Annotated in this window: 22 protein-coding genes; 5 read left to right on the top strand and 17 right to left on the bottom strand. The window is 73.8% G+C overall.

The features are described from left to right. Positions 1 to 115 precede the first annotated feature (115 nt). Both GA0070215_RS15435 and tmk read right to left on the bottom strand, forming a co-directional pair. A complete protein-coding gene (locus GA0070215_RS15435; protein ID WP_091046639.1) occupies positions 116 to 1,378 on the bottom strand; it encodes a DNA polymerase III subunit delta' in 1,263 nt (420 codons plus the stop codon). Beyond that, a complete protein-coding gene (gene tmk / locus GA0070215_RS15430; protein ID WP_081636043.1) occupies positions 1,375 to 3,477 on the bottom strand; it encodes a dTMP kinase in 2,103 nt (700 codons plus the stop codon). The genes GA0070215_RS15435 and tmk overlap by 4 nt, the downstream gene beginning before the upstream one ends. 271 nt (positions 3,478 to 3,748) lie before the next feature. Here tmk and GA0070215_RS15425 point away from each other — a divergent pair, with 271 nt between their 5' ends. Beyond that, a complete protein-coding gene (locus tag GA0070215_RS15425) occupies positions 3,749 to 4,957 on the top strand; it encodes an amino acid deaminase/aldolase (protein ID WP_091046636.1) in 1,209 nt (402 codons plus the stop codon). Positions 4,958 to 5,020: 63 nt separating this feature from the next. Here GA0070215_RS15425 and GA0070215_RS15420 read toward each other — a convergent pair whose 3' ends face one another. Continuing rightward, the gene (locus tag GA0070215_RS15420; RefSeq protein WP_091046632.1) at positions 5,021 to 5,596 is read right to left on the bottom strand and encodes a TetR/AcrR family transcriptional regulator; all 576 of its coding nucleotides are present in this window, start codon (positions 5,594 to 5,596) and stop codon (positions 5,021 to 5,023) included. A 219-nt stretch (positions 5,597 to 5,815) separates the two neighbouring features. Here GA0070215_RS15420 and GA0070215_RS15415 point away from each other — a divergent pair, with 219 nt between their 5' ends. Continuing rightward, entirely contained in the window at positions 5,816 to 7,132 is a 1,317-nt protein-coding gene (locus GA0070215_RS15415; RefSeq protein WP_091046629.1) for a D-arabinono-1,4-lactone oxidase, read from the top strand. Positions 7,133 to 7,192: 60 nt separating this feature from the next. Here GA0070215_RS15415 and GA0070215_RS15410 read toward each other — a convergent pair whose 3' ends face one another. The 7 genes from GA0070215_RS15410 to GA0070215_RS15380 form a co-directional block, all read right to left on the bottom strand. Further along, entirely contained in the window at positions 7,193 to 7,777 is a 585-nt protein-coding gene (locus GA0070215_RS15410) for a DUF559 domain-containing protein (RefSeq protein ID WP_244167013.1), read from the bottom strand. A 125-nt stretch (positions 7,778 to 7,902) separates the two neighbouring features. Further along, positions 7,903 to 10,713: a type I DNA topoisomerase gene (topA, locus tag GA0070215_RS15405; protein WP_091046625.1), complete on the bottom strand. Its 2,811-nt coding sequence runs from the start codon at positions 10,711 to 10,713 to the stop codon at positions 7,903 to 7,905. Between the two features lie 267 nt (positions 10,714 to 10,980). After that, a complete protein-coding gene (locus GA0070215_RS15400) occupies positions 10,981 to 11,589 on the bottom strand; it encodes a hypothetical protein (protein ID WP_091046621.1) in 609 nt (202 codons plus the stop codon). After that, positions 11,580 to 12,122, bottom strand: a complete 543-nt coding sequence (locus GA0070215_RS15395) for a hypothetical protein (protein ID WP_091046618.1) — start codon at positions 12,120 to 12,122, stop codon at positions 11,580 to 11,582. Before GA0070215_RS15395 ends, GA0070215_RS15400 begins: the two co-directional genes overlap by 10 nt. 101 nt (positions 12,123 to 12,223) lie before the next feature. After that, on the bottom strand, positions 12,224 to 14,575 hold the full coding sequence (locus GA0070215_RS15390; protein WP_018788793.1) for a sodium-translocating pyrophosphatase: 2,352 nt from the start codon (positions 14,573 to 14,575) through the stop codon (positions 12,224 to 12,226). 295 nt (positions 14,576 to 14,870) lie between these two features. After that, on the bottom strand, positions 14,871 to 15,308 hold the full coding sequence (locus GA0070215_RS15385; protein ID WP_091046615.1) for an ATP-binding protein: 438 nt from the start codon (positions 15,306 to 15,308) through the stop codon (positions 14,871 to 14,873). Further along, positions 15,308 to 15,658, bottom strand: coding sequence for an STAS domain-containing protein (locus tag GA0070215_RS15380; RefSeq protein ID WP_018788795.1), 351 nt, complete (start codon positions 15,656 to 15,658; stop codon positions 15,308 to 15,310). The genes GA0070215_RS15385 and GA0070215_RS15380 overlap by 1 nt, the downstream gene beginning before the upstream one ends. Before the next feature lie 134 nt (positions 15,659 to 15,792). Between GA0070215_RS15380 and GA0070215_RS15375 the strand changes: the two genes are divergently transcribed. The 3 genes from GA0070215_RS15375 (at position 15,793) to GA0070215_RS15365 (ending at position 19,350) form a co-directional block, all read left to right on the top strand. After that, on the top strand, positions 15,793 to 18,237 hold the full coding sequence (locus GA0070215_RS15375) for a DEAD/DEAH box helicase (RefSeq protein ID WP_091046678.1): 2,445 nt from the start codon (positions 15,793 to 15,795) through the stop codon (positions 18,235 to 18,237). 144 nt (positions 18,238 to 18,381) lie between these two features. Continuing rightward, positions 18,382 to 18,585: a hypothetical protein gene (locus GA0070215_RS15370; protein WP_091046611.1), complete on the top strand. Its 204-nt coding sequence runs from the start codon at positions 18,382 to 18,384 to the stop codon at positions 18,583 to 18,585. 186 nt (positions 18,586 to 18,771) lie between these two features. Then, a complete protein-coding gene (locus GA0070215_RS15365; protein ID WP_018788798.1) occupies positions 18,772 to 19,350 on the top strand; it encodes an LURP-one-related family protein in 579 nt (192 codons plus the stop codon). Between the two features lie 108 nt (positions 19,351 to 19,458). On the opposite strand, the gene GA0070215_RS15360 is transcribed toward GA0070215_RS15365, so the two are convergent. From GA0070215_RS15360 to ssd, 7 genes are all read right to left on the bottom strand, one after another. Further along, positions 19,459 to 19,809 carry an Rv3654c family TadE-like protein gene (locus GA0070215_RS15360; RefSeq protein ID WP_018788799.1) on the bottom strand — a complete coding sequence of 117 codons (351 nt, stop codon included), beginning with the start codon at positions 19,807 to 19,809 and terminating at the stop codon, positions 19,459 to 19,461. Then, positions 19,806 to 20,180 carry a TadE family type IV pilus minor pilin gene (locus GA0070215_RS15355; protein WP_026268689.1) on the bottom strand — a complete coding sequence of 125 codons (375 nt, stop codon included), beginning with the start codon at positions 20,178 to 20,180 and terminating at the stop codon, positions 19,806 to 19,808. The genes GA0070215_RS15360 and GA0070215_RS15355 overlap by 4 nt, the downstream gene beginning before the upstream one ends. A gap of 110 nt (positions 20,181 to 20,290) precedes the next feature. Next, entirely contained in the window at positions 20,291 to 20,458 is a 168-nt protein-coding gene (locus tag GA0070215_RS15350) for a DUF4244 domain-containing protein (RefSeq protein ID WP_013283643.1), read from the bottom strand. A gap of 23 nt (positions 20,459 to 20,481) precedes the next feature. Continuing rightward, positions 20,482 to 21,210, bottom strand: a complete 729-nt coding sequence (locus GA0070215_RS15345; RefSeq protein WP_091046607.1) for a type II secretion system F family protein — start codon at positions 21,208 to 21,210, stop codon at positions 20,482 to 20,484. Next, on the bottom strand, positions 21,210 to 21,986 hold the full coding sequence (locus GA0070215_RS15340; RefSeq protein WP_377467776.1) for a hypothetical protein: 777 nt from the start codon (positions 21,984 to 21,986) through the stop codon (positions 21,210 to 21,212). Before GA0070215_RS15340 ends, GA0070215_RS15345 begins: the two co-directional genes overlap by 1 nt. 332 nt (positions 21,987 to 22,318) lie before the next feature. Beyond that, positions 22,319 to 23,530, bottom strand: coding sequence for a TadA family conjugal transfer-associated ATPase (locus tag GA0070215_RS15335; RefSeq protein ID WP_091046600.1), 1,212 nt, complete (start codon positions 23,528 to 23,530; stop codon positions 22,319 to 22,321). After that, on the bottom strand, positions 23,527 to 24,630 hold the full coding sequence (gene ssd, locus GA0070215_RS15330; RefSeq protein ID WP_026268690.1) for a septum site-determining protein Ssd: 1,104 nt from the start codon (positions 24,628 to 24,630) through the stop codon (positions 23,527 to 23,529). The genes GA0070215_RS15335 and ssd overlap by 4 nt, the downstream gene beginning before the upstream one ends. Positions 24,631 to 25,401: the final 771 nt, after the last annotated feature.

Raw genomic sequence — 25,401 nt, 5'->3', positions numbered from 1 at the left:
CCGGCCGGTCCGGCCTTCACTGAGCGTGCCGCCTCGGTCACCACGGCATCACCGGACCGTACCGCACGTCAATCGCGCGTGTCGATGCCCTGTGGACAGTGTGGAAGGGCCCGGCTCAGCCGCGCCAGAGGGCCAGCATCATCGCCTCCACCGCGATCCGCGGCTTGACGTTGGCCTCGATCGCCGCGCGGCACTCCAGCACCGCCTCCAGGCGGCGCAGCGAACCCTCGGCGTCCCACTTCTGCGCGCCCGCACCGGCGAGCGACGCCGTGTCGGTGTGCACCGGTGCGACAGGCGCCCGCAACGCCATGATGAGCGCGTCCCGGTAGAACCCGGCCAGGTCGACCAGGGCCCGGTCCAGCGCGTCCCGCTGGGCGCGGGTGGCCCGCGACTTCTGCCGCTTCTCCAGGTCCTTGAGCTGACCGGCCGCGCCGCGCATGGCGCCGGCCGCGCCCCGGCCGGTGCCGCCCGCGCCGAGCGCGGTCTGCAACGCCGTACGCTCCGCCTCGTCGATCTCCGCGACGGAGGCGGCGGCCTCCGCCTCGGCGGCCTCGATCAGCGCCGAGGCCGCGTCGAACGCCGCGCCCACGCCGGTCAGCCGGCGCGGTACGGCCAGCACCGCGTCACGCCGCTGCCGGGCCTCCGGGTCGCGGGCCAGCCGCCGGGCCCGGCCCACGTGCCCCTGCGCCGCCGCGGCGGCCCACTCGGCCACGTCCGGCGCGATGCCGTCGCGCCGGACCAGCACCTCGGCCACCGCGGCCGGCGGCGGCTGCCGCAGCGGTACGACCCGGCAGCGCGACCGGATGGTCACGGAAATGTCGTCCGGGTGGGTGGACGGGGCGCAGAGCAGGAAGACGGTACGCGGCGGCGGCTCCTCGATCGCCTTCAGCAACGCGTTGCCGGCGGCCTCGGTGAGCCGGTCGGCGTCCTCGATGATCACGATCTGCCACCGGCCGCCGGAGGGCGCGCTGGCCGCCCGCAGCACGAGGGCGCGCATCTCGTTGACGCCGATGGACAGGCCCTCGGGCACCACGAGGCGTACGTCGGCGTGGGTGCCGGTGAGTGTGGTGTGGCAGCCGGGGCAGCTGCCGCACCCGGTGCCGTGCACGCACCCCAGAGCGGCGGCGAACGCGCGGGCGGCCACCGATCGGCCCGATCCGGGCGGACCGGTGAAGATCCAGGCGTGGGTCATCCCGGCGCCCGGATCGGCCGGCCCCGGGTCGCCGTCGTGCTCCTCGGCGAGCGCGTCGAGGTCGTCGGGCCCGCCCGCGGGGGCCGGCACCGGCGCGCGCAGCAGGGCGGCGGCCGAGGCGGCGGCCCGCCGCAGCGCGGCCACCGCCTCGTCCTGCCCGACCAGGTCGCCGAAGACGTCGGTCATCGTCGGGGTTGCTCCATCGTCACCAGCTCCGCGTCGGATAACTCGGGCTGGACCGAGGTGTCCGGGCCCTGCGCCGGACGGGGGTGCGCGATACCGGCCGGATCGGCCAGCAGCTCGCCCACCCGGCGGGCCACCGCGTCGGCGGTCTCGCCGACCGGGCGGGACGCGTCGAGCACCAGGTATCGCTTCGGGTCGCCAGCGGCGAGGTCGAGGAAGGCGTACCGGACCCGCTCGTGGAACGTCAGCGACTCGGCCTCCAGCCGGTCGGCGCCCTCGTTGCGGTCCTCGACCCGGCTCAGACCGGTGCGCGGCTCGACGTCGAGCAGCACCACCAGGTCGGGCTTGAGGCCGCCGGTGGCCCAGGAGGAGAGCCAGGAGACCTCGTCCACCGGCAGCGTCCGGCCGGCGCCCTGGTAGGCGAGCGACGAGTCGACGTACCGGTCGCTGATCACCACCGCGCCGCGTACGAGCGCCGGGCGGACGACTGTGGCCACGTGGTGCGCCCGGTCGGCGGCGTAGAGCAGCGCCTCGGCGCGCGGCGACGGTGCCTCGCCGGGGGTGGTGCCGAGCACCAGGGAGCGGATCCGCTCGCCGACCGGCGTGGCGCCCGGCTCGCGGGTGACGACCACGTCGCGGCCCTGCGCGCGCAGCCGCTCGGCCAGCTCGGCGAGCTGGGTGGACTTGCCGGCACCCTCGCCACCTTCGAAGACCACGAACAGGCCGCTGGAGACGAACGGCTCGGCCGGCATCAGCGGGCGGCCCCGGATCGAGCCCCAGAGGTCGGCGAGGACCGGCACGCCCTTCTTGTCGTCCATCTGGCCAAACGCGCTGATTCCGGCGATGATGCCGGCCGCGCCGGCGGCGAGCAGCAGCAGGCGCGTGGAGGAGACGGAGATGCCCAGGTCGGCGATGGTGAACTCGCGGGAGCCGCCGACGCCGACCAGGAGGCTGCTGAGCGCGATGGCCAGGATCAGCACCAGCCGGGTGCCGATCTGCACCACCGCGAAGACCCGGCCGCGTACCTCGTCGGCGACCTCGCCGCCGAGCAGCGTGGTGCCGGCCAGGAACGCCATGCCGGCGCCGGCGCCGACCAGGATCGCGCCGAGGATGGCCATGGACAGGTGGATGGCGAAGGCGAGCACCAGCACCGAGGCGCTGGCGAGCACGATGCTCATGCCGAACCAGCGGCGGCGGGACATGTCCCGCACGATCATCGGCCCGAGCCCGATGCCGAGTGCCAGGCCGACGAAGATCGCGCCGAACAGCAGCGAGAAGGCGGCGTCACCGGCGCCGAGCGAGTTGGCGAAGAACTTCCCCGTGCCGACCACGATGCCGCCGCCGGCGAACGCGCCGAAGATGCCCAGCACCAGGCCACGGACGAGCGGGGTCTGGCCGATGTATTTCCAGCCCTCGGAGAACTGCCGGAACATGCTCTGCTCGGTGCGCTCCGCCTCGCCGCGTTGGGCCTCGCTGATCTCCTTGATCCCGAACGCCACCACGAGCGCGGTGGCCAGCCGGGAGAAGGCATTGAACCAGAGCGCGAGCTGGGCCGGCTCGGCCCAGTCGGGCAGGTTGCCGCCGACCGCGCTGGGCAGGCCGCGGGTCAGCACGGCCAGGGCGACGGCCGCGGCCACCGGCGTGAGGCCGTACGTGGTGATCAGCGTGAGCTGGTTCGCCGCCTCCAGCCGGGTACGCGGGATGAGGTTGGGGACCGCCGCCTCCTTGGCCGGGATCCACATCAGCGTGATCGACTCGATCAGGAACGTGGCGATCAGCGCCCAGCCGACCACCAGCCCGCCCGCGGCACCGGTGAGCGCGTACAGCGGGATCGAGGCGAACAGCACGAAGCGCAGCAGGTCGCAGATGACCATTGTCCACCGGCGGTCGAACCGGTCGGCGAATACACCCGCCACCGGGCCGAGCACCAGCGCCGGAAGCAGGCGGATCGCGGTCACGCCGCCGAACGCGGCGCCCTGGGCGGTGCTGCCGGAGACCTGGGAGGCGGCGAACAGCGCGGTGGCGAGCAGGCCGAGCCAGTCACCGAAGGAGGCGGCGCTGAGCACGATCCAAAGCCTGCGGAACGGCCGGATGCGCAGCACCGACCGGATGGCGGCGGCCCCGGAGTGGTCGGCGGCTGTCCCGGGCGACGACACGCCGGGCGACTCGCCGTTGTTCTGGCTTTCGATGGCCGTACCTCCACGTGCCGGCCCAGGTCTGGGCACCCCCGGTGAAACACTCTAGTCGCGCATGAGGGGTCGTCCCCCGCGACATTCACCTGCTCGCCGAGCCTAGGCCGCCGGGACCACCGCCCGCAGCCCGGACAGACATGAGGGTATTTCGCATTGCCGTCCAGACAGTTAGCGTGCAGACGTGGCCATCGACCGTGACAAACTTCGCGAGCGTCTCGACCGGGCGACCGCTCACCTCGACCCGCCGTACGCCGTGGTCGACCTCACCGCGTTCGACGCCAACGCCGAGGCGCTCGCCGGCCGGTCCGGCGGCAAGCCGCTGCGCGTGGCGAGCAAGTCGGTACGCGTGCGCGAGCTGCTGACCCGGGCGCTCAAGCGTCCCGGGTGGCACGGCGTGATGGCCTTCACGCTGCCCGAGGCGCTGTGGCTGGTCCGCTCCGGGGTCAGCGACGACGTGCTCGTGGCGTACCCGACGGCGCACGGGGGCGGCCTCGCCGAACTGGCCGCCGACCCGGCGCTCGCCGACGCGGTGACGCTGATGGTCGACGACACCGGGCAGCTCGACCTGATCGACCGGGTGCGCCCGCCCACGCGCCGCCCCGCGCTGCGGATCTGCCTCGACCTGGACGCCTCGTGGCGCCCGCTGGGGGGCCGGGTGCACGTCGGCGTGCGCCGTTCCCCGGTGCACAGCGCCACGGCGGCCGGCGCGCTCGCCGCCGCCGTCGCCGGCCGGCCGGGCTTCCGGCTGGTCGGCCTGATGTCGTACGAGGCGCAGATCGCCGGCCTCGGCGACGCCCCGCCCGGACAGGCGGTGCTCGGCTCGGCGATCCGCGTCGCCCAGCGCGGGTCGTACCGGGAACTGCTGGCCCGCCGCTCGGCCGCGGTCAGCGCGGTCCGTGAGCACGGCGACCTGGAGTTGGTAAACGGCGGCGGCACCGGCAGCGTGGCCGCCACCAGCGCGGACCCCGCCGTCACCGAGGTCACCGCGGGCTCCGGCCTGTACGGGCCGACGCTGTTCGACGCGTACCGTGCCTGGCAGCCGACCCCGGCGGCGTTCTTCGCCTGCGCGGTGGTCCGCCGCCCGGCGCCGGGGCTGGCGACGGTGCTCGGCGGCGGCTGGATCGCCTCCGGACCGGCGGCGGACAGCCGGCTGCCGCGGCCGTGGCTGCCGGCGGGGCTGAGGCTGCTCGGCGCGGAGGGCGCCGGCGAGGTGCAGACCCCGCTGGCCGGGAAGGCCGCCGACGACCTGCGCGTCGGCGACCGGGTGTGGTTCCGCCACGCCAAGGCGGGTGAGCTGTGCGAACACGTCAACGAGGTGCACCTGGTCGAGGGGGACGCGGTGGTCGCCACCGTGCCGACCTACCGGGGCGAGGGGCACGCCTTCCTCTGACGTGCCGTGACGTGACGACGGCGGGCCCCGGCGCACCCGGGAACCCGCCGTTCGGCGTGCCGCTCAGCCCTGGTGGACGATCTCCGTGGGAGCGTTCACCTGCCGGTGCAGGTACTCCCGGATGAGCGCCTTGGCCTCGACCAGCACCCGCTCGTCGCCGTCGGCGCGGCGGCGGAAGGCCAGCTTGATCAGGGCGTCCGCGGCCTCCACCGCGACCTCCAGGTGGAACCGCAGGTCGGGCACCCCGGCCAGGCCGAAACGCTCGGTGAGTACGCGGGCGAGTTGCTCAGCGATGACCCCGTTGTTGTCCCGCTGGTCGTCCAGCAGGTGCAGGTCGACCACGTCGCCGAAGTGCAGGGTACGGAAGCCGGGAACGGTGCGGTGCATCGAGATGTACTCGTCGATCGCCGCGTCGACGCCGTCCCACCAGTGGGTCAGGTCGTCCGAGGAGAACCGCTCGTCGAGCCGCTGGAGGTAGGACTCCATGGTGCGCAGGGTCAGTGCCTGCACGATGGCCCGCTTGTCCGGAAAGAACTGGTAGACCGACCCGATCGCCACCTCGGCGCGCTCGGCGAGCAGGGTCGTGGTCAGACCTTCGTACCCCACCTCGTCGACGAGCTCGGCGCAGGCGTCCAGCATCCGCTGGACCCGCGCGACACTTCGACCCTGCACCGGTACCCGACGCAGCGGCCCGGTCGTGGCGGCTGGTGTGGACACTCGGCGCCACCCCCCTTCGACGGATGAACATATCTGCACGTCACGAGTCTGTGACTACCGGTACAACGAGCCGGGCTCGATTGCGGTATTTACCAGGCACAACGTTCCTGATATGAATTCAGTTCATATTCATGTCGAGGAGTGGCCGTGACGACCGGTACCACCGCCACCTGGTCCAACTGGGCCGGCAACCAGCACAGCACCGCGCTCCTCACCGTGCGCCCGCGTAGCGTCTCCGACGTCGTCGAGGCGGTCCGCCAGGCCGCCGCGGCGGGCCGGACCGTCCGGGCCACCGGCAGCGGCCACTCCTTCACCGCCGCCGCCGTCGCCGACGGGCACCGCATCGACCTCGCCGCGCTGAAGACCGACGTCACCGTCGACGTGGCGCGGCGCCTGGTCACCGTACCGGCCGGGATGACGTTGCACACGATCAACGATCTGCTCGCGCAGCACGGGCTCGCGATGCCGAACCTGGGCGACATCGACGCCCAGACCATCGCCGGCGCGCTCTCCACCGGCACCCACGGCACCGGCGCGGAACTGGGCTGCCTGTCCACCTTCGTGGCCGGGCTGACGCTGGTCACCGGCACCGGCGAGGTGCTGCGCTGCTCGGCCGAGCAGAACCGCGACGTGTTCGACGCCGCCCGGGTCGGGCTCGGCGCGGTGGGCGTGCTGGTCGAGGTCACGCTGCGCTGCGTGGACGCCTTCGTGCTGCGCGCGCACGAACGCCCGACCGCGCTCGCCGAGGTGCTCGACGACCTGCCCGCCCTCCACGACACGCACGACCACGCCGAGTTCTACTGGTTCCCCTACACCGACCGGGTGCAGATCAAGACCAACGACCGGGTACCCGCCGACGACCGGCCGCTGCCCGGCTGGCGCGGCTGGCTGGACGACGAGTTCCTCTCCAACACCGTGTTCGCCGGCGCCTGCCGCCTGGGCCGCGCCGTTCCCGCCCTCGCCCCCACGATCAGCGCCGTCTCCGCCCGCGCGCTCACCGAACGCACCTACACCGGCCGCTCCGACCGCGTGTTCTGCACGCCGCGCCGGGTCCGCTTCCTGGAGATGGAGTACGGCCTGCCGCGCGAGGCGCTACCGACCGCGCTGGCCGAGCTGCGCCGGATCGTGGACCGGCTGCCGTTCAAGGTGCTGTTCCCGGTCGAGGTGCGGTTCACCGCCGCCGACGACATCTGGCTGTCCCACTCGTACGGGCGGGACTCGGCGTACATCGCCGTGCACCAGTACGTGGGCATGCCGTACGAGCCGTACTTCCGCGCGTTCGAGCAGGTGGCGACGGAGTTGGGTGGCCGCCCGCACTGGGGCAAGCTGCACTGGCGCAACGCGGAGTCCCTCGCGAGCGCCTACCCGAGATTCGCGGACTTCCAGTCCGTCCGCGCCCGCCTGGACCCGTCCCGCATCTTCCAGAACCCCTACTTGAGCCAGGTCCTGGACGCCTGAAGATCTTGGAAGGAAAGGGCCCTCATAGGGGCCCTTTCCTTCCAAGATCTCGGCTTGGCCTCAGCCTCGCCAGCCGGCCGCCCGCAGGGCGGCGCGGAGTTGGGCGATCACCTCTTCGGGATGGGCGCGCAGGGCCCAGGCGGGGAACCGGAGAACCCGGTCACCCTCGACCCACAGGTCGTTCTGCCGGCGCATGTCCGCCCACGCGTGCGCCGGATCCAGATGCTGGCCGCCGTCCACCTCTACGTGCACGCGCCACTGCTCGAAATACGCGTCGAGGTAGCGCCGCCGCCCCGCGGAATCCCGGCGGACCACCTGTCGGGTCGGCTCGGGCAGCCCGGCGCCGCGTACGAGTGTGAGCAGATCCAGCTCGCCCAGGGAGTGCGCACCGCCGGCCGCATCGGTGGCGGTGGACAGGATCAGCTGCCGACGGCGGATCCGGGGCATCCGCTCCACCACCTCGTGCAGGTCGTCGCCACCGACCAGCCGTTGCTGAAAGGCAGCCGCGACGATCGCGCGGGCCTGCGTGTCGGTCGGCGCCCACTGCGCGGCGTCGACGATCGATCGAGCCGCCGTCGTCCGGGGCGGCGCCGCCACCGGCACCACGTCGGAGCCGGGCAGGTGGATCGTCCGGTGCGCCAACACGCCGGCCGGAAGCGGGGATCGACGGGTCGCGACGCGGCTCCTTCGCCGCCCCTGTGGACAACCACCAGATCTTGGAAGAAGACGGCCCTCATAGAGGCCCTTTCCTTCCAAGATCTCGGGAGGGGTCACTCCTTCGGGGTTGAGGTCGCCTTCTTGGGAGCGGCCTTCTTCGCGGGAGTCTTCTTCGCCGCCGTCGCCTTGGCGGCCGTCGTCTTCTTCGCGGCCGTCGTCTTCTTCGCCGGGGCGGCCTTCTTCGCGGCCTTCTTCTTCGGCGCCGGGCCCTTCGCGCGCTTCTCGGCCAGCATCTCCGACGCCTGCTCCAGCGTCAGCTCCTCCGGTGTCTGCCCGCGCCGCAGCGACGCGTTGAACTCGCCGTCGGTCACGTACGGCCCGAAGCGCCCGTCCTTGATCACCAGCGGCTTCTCGGTGAGCGGATCGTTGCCCATCTCCCGCAGCGGCGGCGCGGCGGCCCGGCGCTGGCGCGTCTTCGGGGCGGCCAGCAACGCCAGCGCCTCGTCCAGCGTGACGGTGAACATCTTGTCTTCCGAGTCCAGCGAGCGGAACTCGTCACCGCGCTTGACGTACGGGCCGTAGCGGCCGTTGTTGGCGAACACCTCGGCGCCGTCCGGGGCCACGCCGATCAGCCGGGGCAGGCGCAGCAGCTGCAACGCCTGTTCCAGGGTGAGGCTGTCCGGCGACTGCGAGCGCAGCAGCGACGACTTGCGCTCGCCGCTGGCCACGTACGGGCCGAACCGGCCGGACTTGAGCAGGATCGGCTCGCCGGTCGACGGGTCGTCGCCGAGCTTGCGCTCACCTCCGCCGCCGAGGAACAGCTCGTGCACCTTCTCCGGGGTCAGCTCGTCCGGCGCCAGTCCCTCCGGGATCGGTGCCCGGTCGCCCTGCGAGCCGCCCTCCTCGCCCTCACCCTCACCCGAGACCGAACCCGAGACCGAATCCGAGCCGGGCAGCGCCCGCTGGAGGTACGGCCCGTACCGCCCGACCCGGACGACGACCTCGCGGCCCTCGTCGTCGGTGAACAGCGGGATGGAGTTGACGCTGCGCGCGTCGATCTCGCTGAGGTTCTCGGTGACCAGCTTCTTCAGACCACCGGCGTGCGCGATGGCCTGGTCGCCGGCACCGTTGGTGCTGCCGAAGTAGAAGGAGGTGAGGAAGTCGACGGCGGCGTGGTCGCCACCGGCGATCTCGTCCAGCTCGTTCTCCATGCTGGCGGTGAAGTCGTAGTCGATCAGGCGCGGGTAGTGCCGCTCCATCAGCCCGATCACCGCGAACGCCAGGAACGACGGGATCATGGCCTGGCCGCGCTTCACCACGTACCCACGATCCTGGATCGTCTGCATGATCGACGCGTACGTGGAGGGCCGGCCGATGCCCAGCTCCTCCAGCGCCTTGACCAGCGACGCCTCCGTGTAGCGGGCGGGCGGCTGGGTGTGGTGGCCCTGCGCGGCCAGCTCGTCGGCGGTCAGCGGCTGGTCCTTGACCAGCGTGGGCAGCCGCCGCTCGGCGTCCTCCGCCTCGGCGTTCTCGTCGTCACTGGACTCGACGTACGCGCGCAGGAAGCCCGGGTCGGTGATGGTCTTGCCGGTCGCGCCGAAGTCGGCCTCCTCCTGGGCGGAGGAGACGGCGCGGATGCGCACCGACACGCTGGAGCCGACCGCGTCGGTCATCTGCGAGGCGATGGTGCGCCGCCAGATCAGCTCGTAGAGCTTGAACTCCTCGGCGGACAACTCCTTGGCCACCTCGCCCGGGGTGCGGAAGTTGTCGCCCGCGGGGCGGATCGCCTCGTGCGCCTCCTGCGCGTTCTTCACCTTGCCGGTGTAGCGGCGCGGCTCCGGCGGCACGCTGCGCTCGCCGTACAGCTCGACGATCTGCCGCCGGGCCGCCGCGACGGCCGTCTCGGACAGGTTCACCGAGTCGGTACGCATGTAGGTGATGTAGCCGTTCTCGTACAGGCGCTGCGCGGTGCGCATCGTCTGCTGCGACGAGAACCGCAGCTTGCGGGCCGCCTCCTGCTGGAGCGTGGAGGTGATGAACGGCGCGTACGGGCGGCGGCGGTAGGGCTTCTCCTCGACCCGGGTGACGGTGAACGGCTGGTCGGCCAGGCGGGCGGCCAGCCCCCGGGCCCCGCCCTCGTCGAGGTGGACGACGCCCGCACCGGCGCGGACACGACCCGTGGTCGGCTCGAAGTCCTTGCCGGTGGCGATCCGGTCGCCGCCCAGCGCGACGAGCGTGGCGTTGAACGTCCGCGGGCCCTCGCCCGGCTTCGCCACCGCGAGCGTGGCCAGGATGTCCCAGTACTCGGCGGTGCGGAACGCCATCCGCTGGCGCTCCCGCTCGACCACGATCCGCGTCGCCACGGACTGCACCCGGCCCGCCGACAGCTTCGGCATGACCTTCTTCCACAGCACCGGCGAGACCTCGTAGCCGTAGAGACGGTCGAGGATGCGCCGGGCCTCCTGGGCGTCGACCAGGTCGCGGTCGATCTCCCGGGGATTCGCCACCGCGGCCTGGATGGCCGGCTTGGTGATCTCGTGGAAGACCATCCGCTTGACCGGCACCTTGGGCTTGAGCGTCTCCACCAGGTGCCAGGCGATGGCCTCGCCCTCGCGGTCCTCATCCGTCGCCAGGAAGATCTCGTCGACCTCCTTGGCCAGCTTCACCAGCTTGCTGATCTGCTGCTTACGGTCGGATGAGACCACGTAGAGCGCGTGGAAGCCGTTGTCGACGTCGACGCCGAGTCGCGCCCACGGCTCACCCTTGTACTTCGCCGGGACGTCGGCGGCGTTGCGGGGCAGGTCCCGGACGTGGCCGAAGCTGGCCTCCACGACGTACCCCGGGCCGAGGTAGCCCGAGATCGTCTTGGCCTTCGCCGGTGACTCGACGATGACCAGACGGGTGGTTCCAGCGTTGCTCGGCACGTCTCTCCCCGACCTCACTCCTACGCCATGCCCGCTTCGGGCCGTGCTGCGCCACCCGGACCACAGGCGGTCCGGATGTCCAACGTAACGCGCCGTCCGCGTTCCGGGTTTCGTGCGCGGCAGACGGGCCGCCCACCCGGCGACCGCCGGCCGCACCCTGCCGGACGGCGTCACGGTACACCGTGGGTAGGGCGACAGGCGGGTCACTGTGACGATCGCCTGCCCCCGGCGGGGCCCTTCCCGGTGTCCGGCTTCGGACAGCGGCGGTCAGGCCGGCGACCCCGGCCAGTCCGCCACCGGGGCCGTCGCCGGCCGTTCCCCCACCAGCTCCGCGAGCCGCGACATCCGCCGCCCGCCGATCCGGAACGCGGGCCCGCCCTCGTCCGGCTCGACGAACGCGGCCGGCAGGCCCACCGCCGCCAGCGCGGCGCGGACCACCGGCCAGGACTGCTCGTCGGCCGGTCCGAGCCGCAGCCGGAACCCGGCCGGCTCGGCCGTGCCGGCCGCCGCCGCCCAGAGCCGCAGCCGCCGTCCGTCCAGGTGGAAGCGGGCCGGTGGCCGCTTCACCGGACCCCGCAGCCAGGCCCGCGCGAGCGGCGCCAGCATGCTCGTGTACGCGGTGCGCACCCGGTGCCGCCCTTCCTCGCTCGGCTCCCAGCTCGCCGGCACGCCCCGGGCGCCCAACTCGGCCACCAGCACGTGCACCCGCCAGGCGGCGTCGACCACCACGGAGATCCGGGCCGTGCCGCCCATCCGCCCCACCTCACCCGGTCCGGCGAGCAGGCCGGCGAGGTCCGCCAGCGTGGGATCGGCCGCCTCGGTGGAGAACAGCGAGGGCTGGCGGGCCGGTTTCGGGGTGGGAGGGGTCAGCGACACTCCGGGACCTCGTCGAAGGCCTCTTTCAGCTCGGTCGAGTTGAGTTTGCTGGTGTCCAGCGCACTCGCGTCGTACTCCTTGTTGAGCGTGTCCACGGCGGCGCGTACACCGTCGTAGAACGGACCGGCCTGGGCGGTGTCGAGCCGGTCGACGGCGGACCGGGCCCGGCCGTACGCGTCGCGCATCTTGCTCAGCGACCCCAGGAACCCGGCGGACACCTCGGCGCCGCGCTCGGCCTCGGGCACACCCGCCTCCTCGACCTTGCGCCGGGCCGTCTCGCTGGCCTGCTCGGCACCGGCGAAGAGCCGGACCAGGTTCTCCTTCGCCTGCGCCGGGGTGGTCTGCGCGGTCATCTGCTGCTGCGTGCTGCTGGTCAGCTTGGAGATCTCCGCGCGCCACGGGGTGAGCGCCTGGCACACCGACGCGGCCCAGGCCCGGGGGGTGGGACCGCCACCGCAGCCGCTGACGACGAGGACCAGCGTGGCCAGGACCACCGTGAGCTTTCCGGCGGTTGCCGCCCGGCGCGTACGCATGCGATGCAGCGTACGACCTCCGGGCGGAACCGCCACCGGTCAGGTTTGCCGGGCCCGGGGTTCCCGGCCGGCCCGCGCCGGCCGGGAACCGTCGCGTGCGATCAGGCGTTCGCCGTCTCCGGACGCTGACCCGGGGTGCCGGCCCCGCTGTCCTCGTCGGTCATCGCCACACCCTTGCGCTTGCTGAACACCACGGCGCCCGCGATGACCAGCGCGGCGACCACGGCGATCGTGATACGCAGCGGGTTGTTCCTGTCGTCGCCCACGCTCCAGGCGACGACGGCCGGTGCGATCAGCAGCGACACCAGGTTCATCACCTTGAGCAGCGGGTTGATCGCCGGGCCGGCGGTGTCCTTGAACGGGTCCCCGACGGTGTCGCCGATGACGGTGGCGGCGTGCGCGTCGGAACCCTTGCCGCCGTGCGCACCGTCCTCGACCAGCTTCTTGCCGTTGTCCCAGGCGCCACCGGAGTTGGCCAGGAACACCGCCATCAGCGTGCCCGCGCCGATCGCGCCGGCCAGGTACGCGGCGAGCGCACCCGCGCCGAGGCCGAAGCCGACGGCGATCGGAGCCAGGATGGCCAACAGGCCGGGGGTCATCAGCTCGCGCTGCGCGTCCCGGGTGCAGATGTCGACGACCTTGCCGTATTCGGGCCGCTGGGTGCGGTCCATGATGCCGGGCAGCTCGCGGAACTGGCGGCGCACCTCCATCACCACGGCACCGGCCGAGCGGGAGACCGCGTTGATGGCCAGTCCGGAGAAGAGGAAGACCACGGCCGCGCCGATGATCAGGCCGACCAGGTTGCGCGGGTTGGCGACGTTCAGCAGCTCGTCGATCAGTGCGGTGGTGTCCTGAGTTCCCGTCGCGTCCGCGTACGCCGTCTTGAGCGTGTCGGTGTACGAGCCGAACAGCGCGGTCGCGGCCAGCACCGCGGTGGCGATCGCGATGCCCTTGGTGATCGCCTTGGTGGTGTTGCCGACGGCGTCCAGCTCGGTGAGCGTCCGCGCGCCGTGCTCGTCGATGTCGCCGGACATCTCCGCCACGCCCTGGGCGTTGTCGGAGATCGGGCCGAACGTGTCCATCGCGACGATGACGCCGACCGTGGTGAGCAGGCCGGTGCCGGCCAGGGCGACGGCGAACAGCGACAGCGTGAGCGAGCTGCCGCCGAGCAGGAACGCGCCGAAGACGCCGGCGCCGATCAGCAGCGCCGAGTAGACGGCCGACTCCAGGCCGACGCTGATGCCGGCGAGGATGACGGTGGCCGCGCCGGTCTGCGAGCTCTTGCCGATGTCCTGCACCGGGCGCCGGTTGGTCTCGGTGAAGTAGCCGGTGAGCGCCTGGATCGCGGCGGCCAGCACGATGCCGATCACGACCGCGCCGATGGCCACCAGCCGCGGATTGCGGTCGACGTCGGTCAGCCCGCCCTCCAGCTCGGCGAACGTGGCCGGCAGGTACGCGAACGCGGCGATCGCGACGAGCACGGCGGCGATCAGCGCGGACAGGTAGAAGGCCCGGTTGATGGCGGTCAGGCCGTTGCGGTCACCGGCCCGCAACCGGGTGATGAAGACGCCGACGATCGCGACGAGCACGCCGATGGTGGAGATGATCAGTGGGAAGACCAGGCCGGTCTCGCCGAACGCGGCCCGGCCGAGGATCAGCGCCGCGACGAGCGTGACCGCGTACGACTCGAACAGGTCGGCGGCCATGCCGGCGCAGTCGCCGACGTTGTCGCCCACGTTGTCGGCGATGGTGGCGGCGTTGCGCGGGTCGTCCTCCGGGATGCCCTGCTCGACCTTGCCGACGAGGTCGGCGCCGACGTCGGCGGCCTTGGTGAAGATGCCGCCGCCGACCCGCATGAACATGGCGAGCAGCGCGGCGCCGAAACCGAAGCCCTCCAGCACGGTCGGGGCGTCACCCCGGAAGATCAGCACGACCAGCGCCGCACCGAACAGGCCGAGGCCGACGGTGAGGAAGCCGACCACGCCGCCGGTGCGGAAGGCGATCTTCATGGCGCCCTCGCGCCCGCCTTCACGCTCCCGCGCGGCCGCCGCCACCCGCAGGTTGGCGCGGGTGGCCAGCCACATGCCGGCGCCGCCGATGAACGCGCTGAACAGCGCGCCCACCACGAAGAACGCCGAGCGGCCGACCTTCACCAGGGTCTCGTTGCCGTCGGTGTCGTGCACCGGCAGCAGGAACAGCAACACGACGGCGATCACCACGAAGATCGCCAGCGTGCGGAACTGCCGCAGCAGGTACGCCGACGCGCCCTCCTGCACCGCGCCGGAGATCTCCTGCATGTTGGTGGTTCCCTTACCGGCCGCCAGGACCGCCCTGGTGAGGGCGGCTGCGAAGACGAGCGCCACCAGCGCGATGACCGCGGCGATGACGACGTACGTCACGTTGGCTCCGGTAAGGGACAGTGCGCCGCCGTCGGCGGCCAAGGTCCCGGACATCTATGTCCTCCTGTACCGAACACTCGCGCCGGCCCGTGGAGACGCACGGGCCGACGCCTGGATGCGAACTCGCCAGCGCGCGCCATCCACCCGTTCCCGCTGGCTGCGGGCAGCGATCACTTGCTGACAACCCGGGTACTGTAGCCCTCCGGCGTGGCGGAGGTCACAGGCAGGGGGCACCATGTCTCGATGATCTTCGTAACTGTGCTATGCGAAAAAATCTGATATATGGCGCGGCCGATACGACGAGGCCGCGCTCCCCGAGGGGAACGCGGCCTGCGTGTTGCGGGTCGGGTCAGGCGCGACCGGCCGGCCAGGACATCCACACCTCGGTGCCGACACCGTCGTCGACCGGGCGGACCTGGAGATCCTCCACGAAACCGGCGAGCAGCGCGAAGCCCACGCCGGTGGTGAGCGCGTCCTCGCTGAGCGACTCCTTGGCCAGCTCGTCCGGGCCCAGCGCGGCCAGGCCGAGGCCCGCCTCGATCGGGGCCCGGTCCACCACCCGGACCGTGTAGCCGCCGCCGTCGGACATCTCCACGTACACCGGTTCGGCCAGGCCGTACTGCCGGTGCAGCGCGACCGCCCGGGTGCACGCCTCACCGATGGCCAGGCGCACCTCGTCCAGCAGGTCCTCGCGTACGCCGGCCCGCCGGGCCACCGCGACGCCGACCAGGCGGGCGGTGCGCACGTGCACCGGGGCCGGAGAGAAGGACAGCTTGACGGTGGCCATCACGCGCCGGTGGAGTCGGCGGCGATGGCCGCGTCGACCGTCGGGTGCAGCGGGAAGACCTGGTCCAGGGCGGTGATCCGGAAGATCTTGAGCAGCGGCTCCTTGTCGCAGACGAGCGCGAAGGAACCACCGGCCGCGCGCAGCCGCTTGAGCGCGCCGACGAGCACACCCAGACCGGTCGAGTCGAGGAAGTCCACCCGGCCGAGGTCGACCACCACGTGGCGGGCCCCGCCGTCGATCAGCTCCAGAAGCCGTTCCCGCAGGCGGGGGGCGGTGTAGACATCCACCTCACCGCCGACCTCGAGCACCGTGTGCTCCCCCACGGCGCGGGTCGCCAGCGACAGCTCCATCGGCCCCTCCTCGGTAAACTCTCCTGGGCATCTAACCATCCCCCCGCGCGGCCCCCGCGGGTCACCGCCGGAGCTGTTCCCTTACCCCCACCCTGCGGTTTCCAATTCCGAACACCAGTGCGAGAGTGCAGGACGTGACCGACCACAGCCCCGGCCCACGGCGTGCGCCGGGCGAGCTGCTGCGCCGGCTGCGGCTGCGTCACGCCACCGACCCGGTCACCCACGTCGAACGCGTCCCGGCCCGCGCCGGTGAGCCGGTCGGGTGGCCCGGCTGGACGCCGGAGGAACTGCGGGCGGCGTTCGCGCGGCGCGGCGTCGTCGCCCCGTGGCGGCACCAGGCCGAGGCCGCCGAGCTGGCGTACGCGGGGCAGCACGTGGTGGTCGCCACCGGGACGGCGTCCGGCAAGTCCCTGGCGTACCAGCTTCCCGCGCTGAGCACGCTGCTCGCCGACCCGCGCGCCACGGTGCTCTACCTGGCGCCGACCAAGGCGCTCGCCGCCGACCAGCTCCGCGCCGTCGCCGGTCTCGAACTCGACGGGGTACGCCCCGCCACCTACGACGGCGACACGCCGCGCGCCGAGCGGGAGTGGATCCGCCGGCACTCCCGGTTCGTGCTGACCAACCCGGACATGCTGCACCACGGCATCCTGCCCGGCCACGCGCACTGGTCCGGGTTCCTGCGCCGCCTCGCGTACGTGGTGGTCGACGAGTGCCACACCTACCGGGGCGTCTTCGGCTCACACGTCGCGCACGTCCTGCGGCGGTTACGGCGGCAGTGCGCCCGCTTCGGGCGTACCCCGGTGTTTCTCCTGGCCTCGGCGACGTCGGGTGACCCGGCGGCAGCGGCCGGGCGACTCACCGGCCTGCCCGTCACCGCCGTCACCGAGGACACCTCGCCGCGCGGCGGGGTGACGTTCGCGCTCTGGGAGCCGCCGCTGCTGCCGCCCACCGACTCGGCTCCCGACGCCGACCTCGTCCAGGTCCGGCGCTCCGCCCTGCGCGAGACCGCGGACCTGCTCGCCGACAGCGTGGTCGAGGGGGTACGCACGCTCGCGTTCGTGCGGTCCCGCCGGGGCGCCGAGGTGGTGGCCGCGAACGCCCGGCGGGCGCTCGACGAGGCGGTGCCCGGGCTGGGCGGCCGGGTGGCCGCCTACCGGGCCGGCTACCTGCGTGAGGAACGCCGCGAGCTGGAACGGGCGCTGCTGCACGGCGACCTGCTCGGGCTCGCCTCCACCAACGCGCTCGAACTCGGCGTCGACCTGGTCGGGCTGGACGCGGTGCTGATCTGCGGCTGGCCCGGCACCCGCGCGTCGCTGTGGCAGCAGGCCGGCCGGGCCGGGCGCTCCGGCGACGAGGCGCTCGCCGTGCTGGTGGCCCGGGACGACCCGCTCGACACCTACCTGGTGCACCACCCGGAGGCGCTGTTCGGGCGGCCCGTCGAGGCGACGGTGCTCGACCCGGCCAACCCGTACGTGCTCGCACCGCAGCTCGCCTGCGCCGCCCACGAGTCCCCGCTCAGCCCGGCCGACCTGGACCTGTTCGGCGAGGGCGCGAAGGAAGCGGTGGACTCGCTGGTCGAGGCGGGGGCGCTGCGGGAGCGGCCCACCGGCTGGTACTGGCGGCACCGGGAACGCCCCGAGGTCGACCTGCGCGGCTCCGGCGGCGTCCCGGTGTGCGTGGTGGAGGAATCCACCGGCCGGCTGCTCGGCACCGTCGACGGCGGGTCGGCGCACTTCCTGCTGCACACCGGCGCGGTCTACCTGCACCAGGGCGTCTCGTACGTGGTCGACTCGCTCGACCTCGCCGACGGGTGCGCGCTCGTGCACGCCGAGGAGCCGGACTGGTCCACCCACGCCCGCGACGTGACCTCGCTGTCGGTGGTGTCGGTCCGCTCGTACGTGGACGCTGGGCCGGTCGGGCTGTTCCTCGGCGAGGTGGACGTGACCAGCCAGGTGGTGTCGTACCAGCGGCGGCGCATCGCCACCGGCGAGGTGATCGACACCCGCCCGCTGGACCTGCCGGCCCGGGAACTGCGCACCGTCGCGGTGTGGTTCACGCTCTCCCCCGAGTCGCTGACGGCCGCCGGTGTCGAGACGGCGGACGTGCCGGGCGCGCTGCACGCCGCCGAGCACGCCGCCATCGGCCTGCTGCCGCTGATGGCGACCTGCGACAGGTGGGACATCGGCGGGCTCTCCACCGCCCTGCACCCGGACACCGAGGCGCCCACCGTCTTCGTCTACGACGGTCACCCCGGCGGCGCGGGGTTCGCCGAGCGGGCGTACGGCACCGCCGCCGCCTGGTTGCGCGCCACCCGGGACGCCGTCGCCGAATGCGGCTGCGAGACCGGGTGCCCGTCCTGCGTCCAGTCCCCGAAGTGCGGAAACGGCAACAATCCGCTGGCCAAGGCGGAGGCGGTGACGGTCCTCGACGTGGTGCTGACCAACCTCGCCACGGCCGGGCGCGCGGGCGGCCTCCCGTCGCCGGAGGCGGACCCGGGCCTCGAGGCGGGGCACGAAGGGGCGCTGCCCCGGCAGGGCGACCGGGTGACCCGCCCGGCCCCGGCGGCGGGTGGTTCCTGACCTTCTCCGGTGTCGGGGTATCTGGTTGGTGGGACGGGTGCATGAGCGCGCGGCGGTCGGGGCATTGATGTATGGGAGCGCTTCCATGCATCATTTCCGGTAGCGCACAGGTGACCCGAGACCCGTCCCGCCGGAGGTGCCGCCGTGGCCGACACGATCGCCGAGACCGTCGAGCTGCTCTACACCATCGACCAGGAGAACCTCACCGCCGACCAGCAGATAGCGCTGGGCACCGCGATGGCCACGCTCGCCCAGGCGGAACGGCTGGAACAGATCAACGAGCGTCTGCGCGGTATCCACCAGGTGCTGAACAGCTGGGCGATGAAGGTCACCGTCGACGGCCGCTGACCTTGCGTCTCACCCGATCGCCGGCGCGTCGCGGTGGGCCGGCAACCGGGTGCCGGCCCGTCGCGGTGTGCCGGCCGGTGTCGGCGCGGCGCCCCGCCCCGCATCGGGCGCCGCGGTGCGTGTGCTCGCGGCGAGCGATGACCGGCCTGCTGTGCGAGACTCCGGCGACCCCTCGAAGGAGATCTCATGTCGCCCGACAACCTGCAGGCCCAGCACCGGTTCATCGTCCGTCAGCGGCTCCGGATGATGGTCAACCAGTACGAGGTGCACTCGGTGGCGCCCGACGGCTCCGAAGGCGGGCTGCTCGCGTTCGCGCAGCAGAAGCGGCTCGCCTTCAAGGAGCAGGTGACCATCTACACCGACGACTCCAAGCAGCACCCCCTCCTCGGCTTCAAGGCCCGTCAGCGGCTCGACCTCGGCGCCACCTACGACGTGACCGATCACGCGGGCAACCCGATCGGGCTGTTCCGCAAGGACTTCGCCCAGTCGCTTCTGCGCTCGACGTGGCACGTCGAGCAGCCCGGCCTGCCGCCCGCCACCGGGCAGGAGCGCAGCCTGCCGGTCGCGCTGCTGCGCCGGTTCGTCGACTCGCTCTCCTGGCTGCCGTACCACTTCGACTTCATGGCCGGCGGCCAGCCGGTGTTCTCGGTCGTCCGGAAGTGGGGTCTGCGCGACCGGTACTCCGTGGAGATCCAGCACCCGCAGATCGACCGTCGGCTGGTGATCGCCATGGCGGTCGGACTGGACGCCCTCCAGTCCCGCTGACCTGGCTCGGCGGCTCGCACGGTCCCGGCTCGACTTCCGGTCCCGGCCCGACTTCCGGTCCCGGCCCGACTTCCGGCCCGACTTCCGGTCCCGGCCCGACTTCCGCCGTCAGGATCGGGCCGGCCCGGCCCGGGACGTCGCGGTGGCGTCCCGGGTCATCCCCGGCAGCGGTGCCACACGTACCCGGGCCGTGACGATCAGGTCCAGTCCGTCGACCCGGCACCCGGTCATCCGGCCGCCGTTGGCCGAGACCAGGTCGGCGGCGCGAGCGCAGGCGGCGGCTCCGTCGAGCACCCGCACGGCACCGGCCAGCGCACCGAAGTCAGCCGCGTTGCGGGCCTCATGCCGCGCGCACCGGGCCGCCCCGACCGCGGCACCGAACGCGCCGACCAGCACGAACACCAGCCCGACCGCGAGCAGACAGACGGTCGCGCCGCCCCGGTCGCCGTCAGCTCTCACGGCACCGGACCCGGCGCGCCGGGCTCCACGGCGGCCACCGCCTGCCCGGACACGACCAGGCGAGGCAGCCGCGCGCCGAGCGTCCGGACCGGTGCCCGGACCGTCGCCGTGACCCGATCGCCCACCACAGTCACCGACACCTCGGCGCCCTCCGGGGCGTACCGGGCTCCGGCGACCGTGCCGGGCTCGCCCCGGGCCGCGGCGAGAGCCGCCTCCCGGGCCGCGTCGACACACGCGACCCGGGCACCCACCGCATCCACAGCGGTCAACCCGGCGACGAGAAGCAGCATGAGCGCCGGCAGGCCGGCCGCCAGCTCGGCGGTGAAGGAGCCCCGCTCGCACGCGACCCGCGAGCGCCACCGGCGCCGCACCGCCCCGGCCCGGGCGCCGACGGCGACCCGGCTCGGGCCGGGCCCGGCGGCGAGTGGGCCCGCTGGTGCGTGGCGCAACCGACCATCACGGCCGGCCCGCCGGCGCCCGATCACTTCAGGGCCCGGTCGATGACGGCGGTCAGTGCGGACTGCACGTTGCCGGAGGTGAGCACCTTCAGCAGGATCCCGGCGAACGCGACCGCAGCGAGGGTGCCCACCGCGTACTCGGCGGTGTTCATGCCGGCGTCACCCCGCAGGCGGGTGAGGAGTTTGCGCATGTCGTACGTCCCTTCTCGATGGTTCACAACACGTCGCCGAGGACGGCGACGATCACCGGCACCAGACCGGCGAGAATGAAGGCGGGCAGGAAGCACAGCCCGAGCGGCAGCACGATGAGCACGCCCGCGCGGCGGGCCGCCGCCTCGGCCGAGGTCGACCGTTCGGCACGCAGCTCGTCGGCCAGCCGGGTCAGCGCGCGAGCCAGCGCGGCACCGCTGTTCGACGAGCGCACCGCCGCCGCGACCACGGGTTCGGCACCGCCGACGCCGTCCAGGTGCGCCCAGGCCTCGCCGGGGCTGCCGCCGAGGCGTAGCGTCCGGCCGGCCCGGCCGAGCCGGTCCGCGAGTGGCCCGCCGAGTGCCTCCGCGACGGCGAGCACCGAACGGTCGACCGGTGCGCCCGCTCGCAACGCGGCGGCCAGCAGGTCCGCGGCCAGCGGCAGGTCGGCCATCTCCCGCAGCCGTCGTTCCCGGGCTGCGCGGGGCTCGATCCGACGCAGCAGACGGTCGGCGGCGACACCGGCCGGCAGCGCGAGGAACACGCCCGTGACACCGCCGACGACCACCGCCACGGCGACCCCGGCCAGCGCTGCGCCGAGGCGTACCCGATCCGGCCACCACGCCGGGCGAGCCGGCCGCGGCGCCGGAGCCAGCCGGCGCAGCCGCCGTCCCGGGCGGACGACCGGACCGGCGACGACCAGGAGCGACGCGGCGCCGCCGAGACAGACGGCGGCCAGTACCTGCCGTGACATCAGGCGGCCCGCCCGGGCGTGACGCCGAGCCGCTCGGCCCAGAGCAGCCCGCCGACCTGCAACGCGACCGCCGCCACCGCACTGCCGGCACCCACCGGCGTGTGCAGGAGCACCGCCACCGGGTCCACCCCGATGCCGTAGCCGAGACCGATCCCGCCGAGCGGCAGCGCGGCGAGCAGCCAGGCGGTCGCCCGCGCCCCGGCGGCCTGGGCGGCGGCAGCCGCAAGCCCCCGGTCGGCGGCGCGGGCGTCGGCCTCGATCCGTTCCAGCAGATCGGCCAGCGGCGCACCCGTCCGGTCGGCCAGCCTTCCGGCGGCCCGGGCCAGCCGCGCGACGCGCCCCGGGCCGTCGTCGATGCCGTCGTCGACGGGCAGTCCGGCTCGCAGGTCGGCGGCGACGGCGGCCAGCCGGTCGAGATCGCGGCGGTGCGCGGCGGCGGCCCACCGGTGGGTACGCCGGCGCAGCACCGCCCGCGCCGCGAGCCCGCCGTAGGTGGCAAGCACTACGGCTGCCACCGGACCGCCGAGCAGCGCCCCGGTCACCGCACCACCCAACGCCGCCACCGGCAGCACGCGTCCGGCAGAGAGGGCGGGAGCGGTGGCCGAGGTGCGCCCGGCGAGGAACGCGCGCCCGCTGGTCGAGGCGCGTCCGGCGGAGCGCCCGGGAGCAGTAGCCGAGGCATGCCCGGCGGAGAGCGCCGACGCGGCGATCGAGTGGCCGGCCGATTGATGCGAGCCGGCGCCGGAGCCGGCCCACCTCCGGATCCGCTGCGCCAACCCGGAAGCCGGAGCCGCCAACCCGGAAGCCGGAGCGGGCGAGCCAGAAGCTGGAGCCGAACCGAGGTCCGTCCCTGGCCTTCCGTGGTGCCCGGCTCCGGTTCGACGCCGTTCCCGGCCTCGGCCGGGCGGACGGGCGGACGCCTTCGGCCCGCAGTCGAGCGGCCGCCGTGGGGGTTCCGGGGATGCTGAACGCACGCCCTGCTCCCGCTCAGCCGGGGTACCCGCCCCGCCCAGGACCGCCAGCCGCCGGGCGCGACCGGCCCGTACCGGCCAGGCGACGGCGAGCGCCGCGGCGGCCAGGAGCAGAACCGCCGGCCAGAGGTGGCCGGTCACGACGGATCCGCCGGGGTGGGCCACGCCGCCTGGAGGATCGGGGGCACCGGCGTTCCCCGTTCCCGCAGCAGGCCGGCGAGCAGCAGGGCCGCCGGGGCGACACCCCGGCCGCGCGTCCAGGCCGGAACCACCGTCACCACCCGATCGGGCCCGTCGGGTAACAGCAGGCCGATCGAGTCCAGGACGCGTCCCTGACCGGTACGGCGGAGCTGGAGGACGACCTGCAACGCGGCGGCGACCTGGGCGTGCAACGCGAGCCGGGGCAGGCCGCCGAGCATCCCCAGCGCCTCCAGTCGGGCCGGTACGTCGGCCGCAGCGTTAGCGTGCAGCGTTCCCGCCCCACCCTCGTGGCCGGTGTTCAACGCGGCGAGCAGGTCGACCACCTCGGCGCCCCGGCACTCGCCCACGACCAGCCGGTCCGGCCGCATCCGCAGCGCCTGCCGCACCAGGTCGCCGAGCCCGACGGCACCGGCACCCTCGACGTTCGCCGTGCGCGCCTGCAAGCCGATCACGTGCGGGTGTACCGGGCGCAGCTCGGCGGCGTCCTCCACCAGCACGATCCGCTCGGTGCCGGGCACCAGCCCGAGCAGCGTGTTGAGCAGCGTCGTCTTGCCCGAGCCGGTGCCACCGCTGACCAGGTACGCGAGGCGGGCCGCCACGAGCGCGGCAAGCAGCGGCGCGACCGGCCGGGGCACGGTGCCCCCGTCGACGAGTTCGTCCAGGGTGAACGGCCGCTGCCGGAAGGTACGCAGCGACAGGTAGGGCCCGTCGGTCGCCACCGGAGGCAGCACCGCGTGCAGCCGGGTGCCGTCGGGTAACCGCGCGTCGGCGCACGGGGAGGCGTCGTCGAGTCGCCGACCGGCGGCCGCGGTGAGGCGCTGCGCCAACCGGCGTACGTCGTCGAGCGTGCCCAGCGGCACGGCTACCTGCTGGAGTCCCCGTCCCCTGTCGACCCAGACCCGCACCCCGTTCACCAGCACGTCCGTGACCTGTGGATCGGCGAGCAGCGGTGCGAGTGGACCGGCGCCCACCAGGTCGTCGTGCACCCGGCCGGCGATCCGCAGCAGGGTGGTGTCGCCGAGCACCGCCGTCGCCGGTTCGGCGCGTACCGCGGAGACGATCGCCGCGGGCGTGACCGCTGTGGCCTCGGCGGCGAACCGGTGCCGGACCCGCGCGGCCAGCTCCCCCGGGTCGGTCGGCGCGGTCACGCCGCACCCGCCGTGGGCGACCCGGCCAGCTCGTCCACGATCCGCTGACACAGTGCGGCCAGCGGGCCCTTCCCGCTCGCGCCCGGAGCCTCGCCCCGCTCCAGCCCACGGCACAGTCCCGGCTCGGGCCGCAGCGTGCCGGCGAGCGGCAGCCCCAGCGCCCGGGACACCTCGGCCGCCCGCAGCCTGCCGGGCGCCGGGCCGCGCACGATGACCGACAGGTCGACGCAGTGCGGCGCGGCCACGGCGGCGACCCGGGCCGCCGCGGCTGCCGCCCGCAGCTCGGCCGGTACGACCAGCAGCGCGCGGTCGGCCGCCTGGAGCGCGACCACCGCCGCGTCGTCGAGATGCCGGGGCAGGTCGAGCACGACCAGGTCCCGCCCCCGCCGCCCGGCGTCGACTGTGGCGGCCATCGCCTCCGCCGGCAGGTGCCGCAGGTCGCCCCGGTCCCAGGAGAGCACCACCAGGTCGCCTCGGCTGGGCAGCGCACGGATCAGCGACGGCGGGTCGACCCGCCCGTCCGTGCCGGCCAGCTCGGGCCAGCGCAACCCGTCGAGCTGTTCCCACCCGAGCACCAGGTCGAGACCGCCACCGAGGGGGTCCGCGTCGACCAGAAGCGTCCGCAGCCGGGACCGGGCGGCGCTGACGGCGAGCCCACCGGCCAGCACGCTGGCTCCGGCACCGCCCCGGCCGCCGAGGACCGCCACCACCCGGCCCGACCCCGGGCCAGCCGGACCGGCGGTGCATTCGGCGAACCGGTCGACCAGCCAGGGCTCGGCCGCCGGCAGCGTCGCGACGTGCTCCGCGCCGACGAGTTCGGCCAGCTCCGTACCCGGATCGAGCTCTCCGGAGCGACCGACCAGGACCGTGCGGGCCCGGCGGGGAAGGCGCGCCCGCAGGCAGGCCGCCGCCTGGTCGGCGCCGATGAGCACCAGCGGCGCCGGGGCCCAGCGGGCCCGGGCGGCGGCCGGATCGGCCGCCAGCTCGACCTCGGTGCCACCGGCCGCCGCGAGTCGCAGCAGCTCGTCGAGAAGGTCGCCGTCGGAGGTGACGAGCAGAGGCAGGCGACGGTACGGCGGGAGCGGGGTACGGGGCGGCATGGCGGCCTCCATCGGTCGGACTCGGACGTGCCGGTGGTGAGCCTGCCCGGCCGGGGGATGCGGGACCGGTGCCCTGTGGACAACCGAGCGCGTTGTGGACAGACCTCGGCGAGCCGGTTGATCTGCTATGGGCCGGAGACGGAGGAACCGAGTGTCCGGTCGGCCATTGACGACAGGGACGAGCGGTAACGCAAAATCGGGGCCCCTCGCCGCCCGTCGGACCGCACCGGCTTGCGGAATCGAGGCCGTGACCGATTCACCGCGCCCCCTCGCGACCCCCTCGGGTCGACCTCACCCGCCAGCGCGGAGTCCCGGGCCAACGACCTGCACTGGGTCACACGTATCGCCGAGGCCGTCGCAGACCCCGGCTACGCCTCTGTCGCCCTGCCCCGCAACTGACGACGTGCGGGTGAAGGTGCACGAAGCCCGCGAAGGCCCTCGCCCCGGGGTCAGGTCGTCCGCGGGCTTCCTCTCCCCACAACGCTCGTCACCCTGCTGGAACAGGGCCGTTGGCGGCACCCCGGAGACGAAGTCTTATAGAGCGTCACGCCCGAGAACGACCGGGGGTGACCTGCGGCGAAACGTTCGTCCCGCAAAGGGACGACCCCCGTCGGGGGGAAAGTGACCTGACGTAGCAGCGAGTGTGATCAAGTGCCGTACCGCGTGGTCAGATCCACCGGTCATGCCGTCGAGCAGGATCGAATGTAACGGCGCGGTACGGCGTTCGCTGACGATCCGCTGACTCTCGGATGACGCGCTGCGGGCGCCCGA

It is taken from the genome of Micromonospora marina, from assembly GCF_900091565.1.
Classification (GTDB): Bacteria; Actinomycetota; Actinomycetes; order Mycobacteriales; family Micromonosporaceae; genus Micromonospora; species Micromonospora marina.
The sequence above is the reverse complement of the archived record's forward strand: the minus strand, read 5'-3'. Positions and strand labels throughout refer to the sequence as shown.